Below are 12,818 nucleotides of genomic sequence, written 5' to 3'. Positions count from 1 at the left end.
ACAGACAAAACACCAATTATTAACAATTAAAGCAACAGTTATCGTATCCCTAAACCAAAAACCAAGAAATCAATAACCCATACAAAATTGATAAAATACATAAAGATAGGTGAGAACAATTATAAAAAGAGAAAACACAAAACCAAAAATAGATAAGAAAAACTAATGATAAGATGCAGTTTTTCTCGTTTGATCAAAATTTATTCGTCACCTAAAATGCTCACCAAGTTAAGGAGACGGTCTGACTAACCCGGTGAAGTAGCCCGGTAAAGACTCACTCCGCTTAAATCATCAATCTATGTGGAGATACCATTATGACAAAATTATTCGAGCGTCTAGTTGTTAGCTATCAGCGTGTTTTCGTTGAACTTTATAAAGCTAGAGAGCTATAAGTAACACAGTTTAATGCAAGATTATTCTTGAAGTTTTGTTAGCGCAAAGCGGCCCTTCTTATCAATAAGAAGGGCTTTTTTATATCCGCTCCGCAATTAATCATTCCAGTATCCGCTAAACAATCAATAATGAATATTATGGATAACTTCTGCTTATCCAAAATCTTAGTTACAGCACGCTAAAAAGCGTTTATTAGCAATCCATATAGCAATAAAAGCGCTGTAATCTGTTGTTTCACGGTACTTCTTTGGATAGATAATCCCCAGCCAGTCATTTTTGACAAAAAAAAGCCCCTATTTCTAGGGGCTTTTTATTCACTCATTCAGCTCAACTAAGCAAAGTATTAGCCGACTGACTTTCTCACATTACGGAACATTCTCATCCAAGGGCTATCTTCTCCCCAAGACTCAGGATGCCATGAGTTAGCAACCGTTCTAAACACTCGCTCAGGATGCGGCATCATGATAGTCACACGACCGTCAGTTGAACTCAATGCAGTAATCGCATTCGGTGAGCCGTTCGGGTTTTGCGGGTATTTCGTTGCGATCTGCCCATTACCATCAACATAACGCAATGCAACCGTACCTGATGCTTCTGCAGCAGCTAACGCTTGTGCTGAAGCAAACTCTGCGCGACCTTCACCATGTGATACCGCAATCGGCATACGTGAGCCTTCCATGCCTTGGAAGAATAGTGACGGACTCTTTTGCACTTCAACTAAGCTGAAACGTGCTTCAAAACGCTCAGAGCGGTTACGAACAAAGTGTGGCCATAATTCAGTTCCCGGAATGATGTCCTTAAGGTTAGACAACATCTGACAACCATTACATACACCTAGCGAGAAGCTATCGTTACGCTCGAAAAATTGACTAAACTGCTCTCGAGCACGCTGGTTAAACAGAATCGACTTAGCCCAGCCTTCACCTGCGCCGAGTACGTCACCATAAGAGAAGCCACCACAGGCCACTAGACCTTGGAACTGCTCAAGGCTAATGCGGCCACTTAAGATGTCACTCATGTGCACATCCATGGCCTCGAATCCTGCACGATCAAATGCCGCAGCCATTTCGATATGCGAGTTAACGCCCTGCTCACGCAAGATAGCCATCTTAGGTGCAACGCCTTTTAAGATAAACGGCGCAGCAATGTCTTCACTTGGGTCAAAGCTTAAGTCAACGGTTAAACCTAAGTCACTTGAATCTTGCTTAAGCTCGAACTCCTCTTTAGCACACTCAGGGTTATCACGTAATGCTTGCATGCGGTACGTGGTTTCGGCCCAAATTGTACGTAAATCAGTACGTGTTTCGGTTAATACTTCACGTGCACCGTCAAAGATGGCAATGCTATCAGTATCTGTTAGCTCAGCAACTTTGTGGCAAGGCACACCTGCTGCAGCAAACTTTTCAGTAATAATCGCTACATCTTGACGACGAACTTGAATGACTGCACCTAGCTCTTCGTTAAATAAGCGCTCTACATCAGTACCTGTTAGCGCACTTAAATCAACATTAAGACCTGTATGCCCTGCAAATGCCATCTCAACTAACGTAGTGTAAAGGCCACCATCACTTCTGTCGTGATAAGCAATAATCGACTTATCAGCAATCATTGGCTGAATGGTTTCAAAGAAGCCTTTCAAGGTCGCTGAATTATCAAGATCCGGTGCGATATCACCTAGTTCACTGTAAACCTGAGCCAGACAAGAGCCGCCTAAGCGATTTTGACCAAGACCAAGATCAAGCAGTAACAGATCTGTGTCGCCTTTATCACTACGCAGCTCTGGCGTAACAGTGTTACGAATATCTTGCACAGCACCAAATGCCGTAATCACCAATGACATAGGTGAAGTCACAGCTTTCTGTTCGCCGTTTTCTTCCCAAGCGGTTTTCATCGACATAGAGTCTTTACCAACAGGGATAGTCAATGACAGATCAGGACATAGCTCTTCACCAATAGCTTTAACCGCTTCATACAAGCCCGCATCTTCACCAGGGTGACCCGCTGGAGACATCCAGTTAGCAGATAGCTTAATGTGCTTGAATGAACCAATATCGGTACCCGCAATATTCATAATTGATTCTGCTACGGCCATACGCGCTGATGCACCAAAGTCTAGTAAGGCTAGCGGTGTGCGCTCACCCATAGACATGGCTTCACCTGTGTATGAGTCATAGCTTGATGCGGTAACCGCGCAATCGGCGACAGGAACCTGCCACGGTCCAACCATTTGGTCGCGGTTAACCAGGCCGGTAACCGTTCTATCACCAATGGTGATCAGGAATGTCTTTTCAGCAATCGTTGGTAAACGCAGCAAACGATGCGCCGCTTCTTTAACTTCAATTGTTGATTGCTCAAGTGCTGGCGAGTCAGCTTTTGCGCTCACTACATCACGGCTCATCTTAGGTGCTTTGCCAAGCAAGACTTCGAGTGGTAAATCAATTGGGTGGTTTTCAAAGTGTTCGTCACTTAAGACAAGCTCTTTCTCTTCAGTCGCTACACCTACAATGGCAAATGGCGCACGCTCACGCTGACAAATCTGTGTAAACAGCTCAATATTTTCTGGCGCAATAGACATCACGTAACGCTCTTGCGACTCATTACACCAAATCTCTAATGGGCTCATGCCTGGCTCATCTGATGGTACTTTACGTAGCTCAAACTTGCCGCCACGTTCGCCATCGTTTACCAGCTCAGGAAATGCGTTAGACAAACCACCCGCACCTACATCATGAATAAACTGAATTGGGTTCGCTTCCCCCATCTGCCAACAGCGGTCGATGACCTCTTGGCAGCGACGTTCCATTTCTGGGTTTTCACGCTGTACTGAAGCAAAATCTAAATCTTCGCTCGATTGACCTGAAGCCATTGAAGACGCTGCACCGCCACCTAAACCGATGTTCATTGCAGGACCACCTAGCACCACTAATTTGGCACCAACAGTGATCTCGCCTTTTTGTACGTGCTCTTCACGGATATTACCTAAACCACCCGCAAGCATGATTGGCTTATGGTAACCGCGCACTTCCACACCATTGTGGCTATTAACTTGTTGCTCGTACGTACGGAAGTAACCGACTAGTGCAGGACGACCAAACTCATTATTAAATGCTGCACCGCCCAATGGGCCTTCGGTCATAATATCCAGCGCACTCACAATGCGATCTGGTTTGCCGTAATCCGCTTCCCATGGCTGAACAAAACCAGGGATCTTAAGGTTAGAAACACTAAACCCTGTTAAGCCCGCTTTTGGCTTAGAACCACGACCTGTTGCACCTTCATCACGGATCTCACCACCACTACCAGTGGCTGCGCCCGGATAAGGACTGATTGCTGTTGGGTGGTTATGCGTTTCAACTTTCATCAAGATATGCATTGGCTCTGTGTGGTAGCCATAAACACCATCCTGTTTCGGGAAGAAACGCCCTGCTGTAGCGCCGGTCATTACCGCAGCGTTATCTTTATAGGCAGATAGCACATTGTCAGGCGTCTTCTCGAACGTATTTTTGATCATCTTGAACAATGACTTTGGTTGCACTTCACCATCGATTGTCCAATCTGCATTGAAGATCTTATGACGACAATGCTCTGAGTTTGCTTGAGCAAACATCATTAATTCGATGTCGTTTGGATTACGACCTAAGCGAGTAAAATTCTCAACTAAATAGTCGATTTCATCGTCGGCCAGCGCCAAACCAAGCTCGGTATTGGCTTGCTCTAACGCTAAACGGCCTTTACTTAACACATCAACACTGGTGAATTTTGCAGGCTCAGTACGTGCAAACAATACGTTTGCTTCATCAAAGCTTGGCAAAATCACTTCAACCATACGGTCATGTAATAATGCGTTTAGGGTTTTAGTTTGCTCAGCAGTTAGTTCATCACTAACAACATAATAGGCAATACCGCGCTCAAGGCGTTTTACCTTATTAAGTCCACAGTTGTGGGCGATATCTGTTGCTTTTGATGACCAAGGAGAGATGGTGCCGGGACGGGGTGTAACGAAGTGGAGATGACCTTCTGGCGTATGCGCTTCAATAGCGGGGCCGTAGGTGAGGATTTTTTCAAGCTGTTGGGTTTCGGTATCATTTAGCGATTCGTTCAAATCGGCTAAATGGATAAACTCGGCATAGATTTGGCGCACTGGCAGTGCTGCCGATTCACAAGCTTGCATCAGCTTCTGTACTCTAAACGCCGAAAGTGCAGGGGCTCCGCGGATGATCTCCATCACGTCTTTTCACCTTATATATTATAATTGCAGGGTCAGATCTGGGCGCTATTATAGGGAAATGTTCAGCACAAATCATCAGCAGTCGCTGTACAAAACAGTGTTTCCTATATAGAAAAAAGTCGATTGTTTTTTATGATGTGCAAAAGCCAACTCTTATTGACAATTCTACGCATAATTTAATTTTAGGCTCATAATAAAAGCAATATACATCAAGGGAAAAGGCGTTTTTTTACCGTGACTTATATTGTGATATAATCGCCTGCTGTTTCTTTTAAACTTATGTTGTAAATTAGATTTAATCATGAAAAAAATCTTGCTCACTCTATGCTGTATCGCTTTGCTGGCTGGCTGCCAGAAAGTTGTCGTGGAGCAAGCAAAACCCGTTACGCCGCCAAAACCGACTCACCTCAACGTTGGCACTTTGTACGGCCCTCAAATCTACTTTACTTCAGGCCAAGGCGACTCTGGTTACGATTTTGAAATGGCGCAGCGTTTTGCCGACTTCCTCGAACTCGAGTTAAAAATGCAGCCCTATGCCAATATCAGCGAGCTCTATGCTGCGCTAAAAAAAGGTGAGATTGACATCATTGCTGCTGGATTAGGTGATACGCCAGCAAGACGCGAACAGTTTAGAGTCGGCCCGCCGCTATACCGAGTAAATCAAGTATTGGTTTATCGCCAAGGCACGCCAATTCCTAAAGATATCAATAAACTTGACGGTGAGATCACCGTCATCACCGATTCCTCTTTTGTCGATACATTAACTGAGCTACAAAAATCCAACCCGGATTTAGTGTGGAATCAGGAAAAAGACAAAGACGCTGAAGAGCTGCTTGCGATGATTGCTGCGGGTGATATCCCCTACACGATTGCAGACTCAACCAGTTTAGATATTAATCGCCGATTTATGCCTGAACTACGTGAAGGCTTGGTATTAAAACGTAAGCAACCCGTGGTTTGGTTGCTACCTGCTAAAAATAGCGATCAGCTAATGAGTCAATTGCTGGCTTTTTGGCATATTGAAAAACGCAGTGGCACGTTGGCACATTTAAATGAAAAGTATTTTGCCCATGTGAAACGCTTTGATTACGTTGACACCCGTGCCTTTATTCGCGCAATAGACAATAAATTACCAAAATACCAAGCAACCTTTGAAAAGTACGCAGGCGACATTGACTGGCGCAAACTTGCCGCAACAGCCTATCAAGAATCACATTGGAACCCCAACGCCCGTTCACCAACCGGTGTGCGTGGATTGATGATGTTAACCTTACCTACTGCCAAACAGATGGGAATTAAAAACCGTCTCGATCCGTACCAAAGTATTCAAGGTGGCGCTAAGTACCTCAATAGTATGCTGGATCGTCTCCCTGATTCGATTCCGCAAAGCCAGCGGATGTGGTTCGCCCTCGCCTCATACAATATTGGCCTTGGCCATGTTGAAGATGCGCGTAAATTAGCGCAAGCACAGGGACTTAACCCAAGTGCCTGGCGTGATGTAAAGTCGGTTTTGCCACTTTTGCAAAAACGCAAATACTACAAAAAGACTCGCTATGGTTATGCTCGCGGTAATGAAGCTGTGCATTATGTCGATAGCATTCGCCGCTATTACGACACATTAGTATGGATAGATAATCAAAACATGCTGCTAGAGCTAAGAAATAAACCGCTGCAAACAGCTGAGATCCAAGAGCCTGTGCCTAATATGCAACCGTTAACAGAGCCTGTACTTGAGTCACCAGTAAAGCCTGTATTACAGCAGCCTGATGCTAACTAACTTTAAACTAATATCACACAAGTGATATATATAATAAATTCATCAAAGATTAATGATTGTCACATAGACTTTTGATAATGAAGTTTGCTACATAATGAAGCTGAACAATACAATAATAGAGGGGCTTAATATGAGAAAGAAAGCAATCAACAACGTTGCTGCACGTCGTCGTAGCCAGTTAAAAACCCGTCACCAAAAAGTACTAGGGCGTCAAAAGCAATATTTTGTTTTTATTAAACCTGCAGCAGAGAGTTTTTCTAACCCTTAGTCAATCCGTCTAGGTTACCATTGTCCAATGCCTGCTGTTTAGCCAACGCTTTAGCAGCCTTAATCTCTTTTCGGCGGCGTCTAAAAAAAGCACTAAGTTGCTCTGCACATTCCTGTTCAAGCACGCCAGATTCGACTTCAACTAGATGATTAAAGGCACTGTGGCGCACAATATCAATGACCGTACCCGCAGCGCCTGTTTTCTGATCTTTAGCACCAAACACTAAGCGCCCTACACGTGAGTGCACTATCGCACCGGCGCACATTGCACAGGGTTCTAAGGTGACATATAACGTGGTACCTAATAAGCGATAGTTTTGTAAGATCTGCCCGGCCTGACGTAAGCACTGCATTTCAGCATGGGCACTGGGATCATGTAGCCCAATGCAGTAATTAAAACCCGCGCTGACGACTTCACCATCTTTAACCAGTACAGCGCCAACAGGCACTTCGCCCTTGGCTTCGGCTTTCGTAGCCATATCCATTGCCATCCTCATAAAATGAAGATCTTGTTGCTGTATTGAGTCAAATTGCGGCAAAGCAAACTCCAGAGATAATGTGATTAATAGCAATAAAAAAGGTGCCGAAGCACCTTTTATTTAAGCGTTATTATAATCCGAAGATTATTCCCACTCAATCGTTGCAGGTGGCTTACCAGAAATATCGTAAACTACGCGCGAAATACCATCAACTTCGTTGATGATACGGTTAGATACACGACCTAGGAAATCATAAGGTAGGTGTGCCCAATGCGCTGTCATAAAGTCGATAGTTTCTACAGCACGTAATGAAACAACCCAGTCGTACTTACGACCATCGCCCATTACGCCTACAGAACGAACTGGTAGGAATACCGTAAATGCCTGGCTTACTTTATTGTAAAGATCAGCTTTACGTAGCTCTTCGATGAAAATAGCATCAGCTAAACGTAGCAAGTCACAGTATTCTTTTTTCACTTCACCAAGTACACGTACACCAAGACCTGGTCCTGGGAACGGATGACGGTAAAGCATGTCGTATGGAAGACCTAGTTCTAGACCAATCTTACGTACTTCATCTTTAAACAATTCACGTAATGGCTCAACCAGACCCATTTCCATATCATCTGGCAAACCGCCAACGTTATGATGTGACTTAATGCAGTGTGCTTTACCTGTTGCGCTACCTGCAGACTCAATAACGTCTGGGTAGATAGTGCCTTGAGCAAGCCATTTAGCGTTAACGCATTTCTTAGATTCTTCATCGAAGATCTCTACGAATACGCGGCCAATGATCTTACGTTTAGCTTCAGGTTCTGCTTCACCTGCCATTGCGTCTAGGAAACGGTTTTCAGCATCAACATGAACAATGTTCAAACCAAAATGATCACCAAACATTTCCATTACTTGCTGCGCTTCGTTTAGGCGTAGTAAACCGTTATCAACGAATACACAAGTTAGCTTGTCACCAATTGCGCGGTGAATAAGCATAGCCACGACCGATGAATCAACACCACCAGATAGACCTAAAATAACTTCGTCATCACCCACTTGCTCTTTAATTCGAGCAACGGCATCTTCAATGATTGATGCTGGCTTCCAATTTGCTTCACACGCACAAATCTCAAGCGCGAAATGCTCAAGCATACGCTTACCTTGGCGAGTGTGAGTCACTTCTGGGTGGAACTGTACACCGTAGAATTGCTTGTCTTCATTTGCCATAGCAGCAAATGGGCAGGTTTCAGTTTTAGCGACAGCTACGAAACCTTCTGGAATTTCAGATACTTTGTCACCGTGGCTCATCCACACATCAAGTAGTGGCTTGCCGGTTTCACTTACTGCATCTTCAATTGCTTTAAATAGTGCAGATTCAGCTTGCAGTTCTACTTGCGCATAACCAAACTCGCCTTCACCCACACCTTGAATTACTTTACCACCAAGCTGCTCAGACATAGTTTGCATGCCGTAACAGATACCTAGTACAGGTACGCCAGCGTCAAACACATATTCTGGTGCACGTGGTGAGTTCTCAGCGGTAACACTTTCAGGGCCACCTGCTAAGATAATGCCGTTTGGAGCAAATTCACGGATCTGCTCTTCAGAAACATCCCAAGCCCAAAGTTCACAATACACGCCGATTTCACGGATACGACGGGCGATCAGTTGGGTGTATTGCGATCCAAAATCTAAAATGAGGATCTTATGCTCATGAATGTTGCTCATGGGGTACCTTATCTCTATATTTCAACATTGTTAACTAACCAAACAGCAACACTCTTTGAGTTGTCTATTTGGTTTAATTTAAAGGCGACATTATATGTCGCCTTTAAGATTTAAAATACTTATTAAGAACGAGTGCTATAGTTAGGTGCTTCTTTACTAATCGTCACATCGTGTACATGAGACTCGCCCATGCCAGCTGCGGTGATTTTCACAAACTCAGCTTTCTCATTTAGTTCTTTAATCGTTGCACAACCGGTTAGACCCATGCATGAACGTAAACCGCCCATGTGCTGGTGAATGATCTCTTTTAACTTACCTTTGTAAGCAACACGACCTTCGATACCTTCAGGTACTAACTTGTCTGCAGCATTATCGCTTTGGAAGTAACGATCTGAAGATCCTTGAGTTTGAGTCATAGCACCTAGTGAACCCATACCACGGTATGATTTATAAGCACGACCATTATAAAGCTCAGTTTCACCTGGTGCTTCATCTGTACCTGCAAACATAGAGCCTGCCATGATACACGATGCGCCAGCGGCTAGTGCTTTAGCAAGATCACCAGAGAAACGGATACCACCGTCAGCAATAACTGGAATGTCTAAATGTTTAACCGCAGCGGCAGCATCAGAAACGGCTGTAATTTGCGGTACACCTACACCAGTAACGATACGGGTAGTACAAATTGAGCCAGGACCAATACCGACTTTAACTGCGTTAACGCCCGCTTCAACAAGTGCTAGTGCACCTTCAGCCGTTGCCACGTTACCACCAACGATTTGTAGATCTGGGTATTTAGCACGAGTATCACGAATACGTTGTAATACACCTTCTGAATGACCGTGTGAAGAGTCGATAAGCAGTACGTCTACACCCGCTTTTACTAGCGCATCTACACGTTCTTCGTTACCTGCGCCTGCACCAACAGCTGCACCAACACGTAAACGACCTAACTCGTCTTTACATGCATTTGGCTTACGCTCAGCTTTTTGGAAATCTTTTACTGTGATAAGACCTTTAAGTTTGAAGTTGTTATCAACAACTAACACTTTCTCTACGCGGTTAGAGTGCATTAGCTTTTGCACTTCATCTAGCTTAGTGCCTTCTAGTACTGTGACTAGACGCTCTTTCGGTGTCATCACTTGATCAACAGTACGTGACCAATCAGTAATAAAGCGTACGTCACGACCTGTAATAATACCCACAAGTTCGTTAGCTTCGTTTACCACAGGGTAACCCGCAAAACCGTTTCTTTCTGTTAATAGTTTAACATCGGCTAACGTGGTTGTTGGCGTTACTGTTACCGGCTGCTGAACAATACCCGCTTCATAGATTTTTACTTTGCGAACTTCTTCAGCTTGTTGCTCAATCGTCATGTTTTTATGGATAAAACCAAGACCACCTTCTTGAGCAATAGCAATTGCCAAGCGGGCTTCTGTAACGGTATCCATAGCGGCAGATACGATTGGAGTATTCAACTCAATCTTATTCGTCAGGCGTGTTTTTAAAACAGCTGTATTTGGGAGGACGGTAGAGTGCGCTGGAACCAGCAACACATCATCAAAGGTAAGCGCTTCTTTTTTCAATCTTAACATGCAACATCTCCCCAAGAGATTAGGAATTAGAGGTGAAATATTGCGGCGAGATTATACCTTGCATATCTGAGTTGGTAAATGGAAAATAGAGATTAAATCGTATTTGTGTATAAAAAATTATGAAAAGCCCAAAAAATGATGTTTATACCGTCTCTCGCCTCAACGGTGAAGTGAGACAGCTTTTAGAGGGGCAACTAGGACGAATTTGGCTTAATGCTGAAATTTCAAACTTTGCTGCACCGGGTTCAGGCCACTGGTATTTGACCCTTAAAGATAATTTCTCACAAATACGCTGTGCCATGTTTAAAGGCCGTAATCAAGCGGTCACCTTTCGCCCTGCAAACGGCCAGCAAGTGTTAGTTAAAGGTAATATCAGCGTCTATGAGCCTCGCGGTGACTACCAACTCATTATTGAATCTATGCTACCGGCAGGTGACGGACTACTGGCGCAGCAATATGAAGCATTAAAGATGAAGCTCGCGGCAGAGGGATTATTTGCCACCGACACAAAACGGCCGCTACCCACTAATATTCAAAAAATAGGTGTCGTCACCTCACCTACTGGCGCAGCGATCCGCGATATTTTACATGTACTTGCCCGCCGTGACTCATCGATAGAGGTCATCATTTATCCAACGCCAGTGCAAGGCACTGATGCTGCCAAAAGCATTTGTGACGCAATTAACCTAGCCAACTCGCGAGCTGAGGTTGACGTATTACTTGTCACCCGTGGTGGAGGCTCATTGGAAGATTTATGGAGCTTTAATGACGAAGGGCTAGCTCATACTATTTATAATAGTGGTATTCCTGTGGTTTCAGCCGTTGGCCATGAAGTGGATATGACTATCAGTGATTATGTGGCAGATTTGCGGGCGCCGACGCCATCAGCAGGTGCTGAGCTATTATCGAAAGATGCCGATAATAAAGCGCAAAAACTATTGGCTCAGCTCTCGCGTCTGAAACAAGCTTGGCAGCACTACCAGTTAAAGAAACAAAGCCATGTGCAAAACATCGAGCACCGCCTGCAAAAACAAGATCCCCAGCGCCGCTTACAAATGTATGAGCAAACCTTTGATGAAATGCAACTACGCTTACAGCAAGCTATGCAATCTAAGCTGCATGCACACACATTAAAGCAGCAAAACTTAAGTAACCGCTTGGCCAATCAGTCACCGCAGCACCGCCTGACTCTCGAAGCCCAACGTTTAAATTTTTTAAGCGCCAAGCTTAACGATGCCATGGAGGATAAATTGACAATGAGTCAGCAGCGGCTTGCCCATCGCGCACAACAATTAGAAACCGTTAGCCCGCTAGCAACCTTAAGCCGTGGTTACAGCATTACGCTTTCAGGTGATGGTAAAGTTGTGCAGTCTCCATCAGATACCGGCATTGGCGATACGCTAACTACTCGCCTACGCGATGGCAGCGTGACTTCAACTGTGGTTAAAATCAGTTAGCGCACTGCGATATGCAGCAAGCTGCATCTCGCGTGCAGATAATCATCTGCATTTTAAGCAAAATGGCACTATAACTGGCGGCGACGCAATTCTGGCGTCAGTTTGAATTTAATTAACATAATCAATAAGCCCAATAATTACATGAAAATCAACATCAGCAACAAAGTAAAGTTGTCAGCAGGCCTAATACTGGCAGTACTAAATCTCAATGCCTATGCCACACCAGAGAGTAAAGTCGCCATCTCTGACACATTTACTGCTGCAGCGACAAAGCATGGCTTTAAAACTGAGTTAGTAAAACGCTTATGCGAGCCTCTGCCTGATATTGTCAGTATTACTTGTCACCATTCAGGTGAAGATAGCCCCTTTGAAAGCTTGATTGTGCAGTATCGCTATAATACTCGCACTACCGATAACGATATGTTTAAGCATGTAGAATTCAACGACATCCGAGTTGATTTAAAACATAAGCAAATTGACTTCTGGAGTGGTCATCAAATCGCTACGCCTGACGGTATTAGCGTCAATCGAATTGAAGGTACCAGTAACTCTTATATTGAAACCGGTGGCATGCGCGGCTTTGTCAGTCGCACAGATAGACGTTTTCAACAACAAAGAGACACTGAATATGAGTTATCTCATACTTCGGAGTTCGCCTACAAAGACCTTGATCGAAAATCAGCAATTTATGCGATAACACATTACCAAAAGATGGTGAGCGACAATGACTATGTTGTTGCTTACAAAGAAGATCAGGCTATTGAACCCGTTGTAATAATGCAGGGTGCCAGCTTTACGTTTCCGATAAGCGAGCCATTGAAACAACGACTCATAGATGTTGTCGAACAAAGTACAAAATAAGTCGCCATACATTCATAGGCTTTTTCAATTTCCCCCGTT

Annotated in this window: 8 protein-coding genes; 4 read left to right on the top strand and 4 right to left on the bottom strand. The window is 44.2% G+C overall.

Going from position 1 to position 12,818, the window contains the following annotated elements:
* Positions 1-736 precede the first annotated feature (736 nt).
* On the bottom strand, positions 737-4,618 hold the full coding sequence (gene purL, locus L884_RS0117035) for a phosphoribosylformylglycinamidine synthase (protein ID WP_028768624.1): 3,882 nt from the start codon (positions 4,616-4,618) through the stop codon (positions 737-739).
* 304 nt (positions 4,619-4,922) lie between these two features.
* On the opposite strand from purL, the gene mltF reads away from it, so the two are divergent.
* Together mltF and L884_RS23100 are read left to right on the top strand one after the other, a co-directional pair.
* On the top strand, positions 4,923-6,398 hold the full coding sequence (gene mltF / locus L884_RS0117030; protein WP_028768623.1) for a membrane-bound lytic murein transglycosylase MltF: 1,476 nt from the start codon (positions 4,923-4,925) through the stop codon (positions 6,396-6,398).
* A 130-nt stretch (positions 6,399-6,528) separates the two neighbouring features.
* Positions 6,529-6,666 (top strand): hypothetical protein, encoded by a 138-nt coding sequence (locus tag L884_RS23100; RefSeq protein ID WP_156925714.1) that lies wholly within the window; start codon positions 6,529-6,531, stop codon positions 6,664-6,666.
* Here L884_RS23100 and tadA read toward each other — a convergent pair.
* The 3 genes from tadA to guaB all read right to left on the bottom strand — a co-directional run bounded on the left by tadA (position 6,656) and on the right by guaB (position 10,461).
* Positions 6,656-7,204, bottom strand: coding sequence for a tRNA adenosine(34) deaminase TadA (tadA, locus tag L884_RS22295; RefSeq protein WP_425423500.1), 549 nt, complete (start codon positions 7,202-7,204; stop codon positions 6,656-6,658). The two genes, L884_RS23100 and tadA, sit on opposite strands and share 11 nt — an antisense overlap.
* 84 nt (positions 7,205-7,288) lie before the next feature.
* Positions 7,289-8,866, bottom strand: coding sequence for a glutamine-hydrolyzing GMP synthase (gene guaA, locus L884_RS0117015; RefSeq protein WP_028768622.1), 1,578 nt, complete (start codon positions 8,864-8,866; stop codon positions 7,289-7,291).
* A 122-nt stretch (positions 8,867-8,988) separates the two neighbouring features.
* Positions 8,989-10,461 carry an IMP dehydrogenase gene (guaB, locus tag L884_RS0117010; RefSeq protein ID WP_028768621.1) on the bottom strand — a complete coding sequence of 491 codons (1,473 nt, stop codon included), beginning with the start codon at positions 10,459-10,461 and terminating at the stop codon, positions 8,989-8,991.
* A 119-nt stretch (positions 10,462-10,580) separates the two neighbouring features.
* On the opposite strand from guaB, the gene xseA reads away from it, so the two are divergent.
* On the top strand, positions 10,581-11,918 hold the full coding sequence (gene xseA / locus L884_RS0117005) for an exodeoxyribonuclease VII large subunit (protein ID WP_028768620.1): 1,338 nt from the start codon (positions 10,581-10,583) through the stop codon (positions 11,916-11,918).
* Between the two features lie 141 nt (positions 11,919-12,059).
* Positions 12,060-12,779 carry a hypothetical protein gene (locus L884_RS0117000; RefSeq protein WP_028768619.1) on the top strand — a complete coding sequence of 240 codons (720 nt, stop codon included), beginning with the start codon at positions 12,060-12,062 and terminating at the stop codon, positions 12,777-12,779.
* The last annotated feature ends 39 nt before the right edge of the window (positions 12,780-12,818 follow it).

This window comes from Shewanella fidelis ATCC BAA-318 (assembly GCF_000518605.1).
Classification (GTDB): domain Bacteria; phylum Pseudomonadota; class Gammaproteobacteria; order Enterobacterales; family Shewanellaceae; genus Shewanella; species Shewanella fidelis.
The sequence above is the reverse complement of the archived record's forward strand: the minus strand, read 5'-3'. Positions and strand labels throughout refer to the sequence as shown.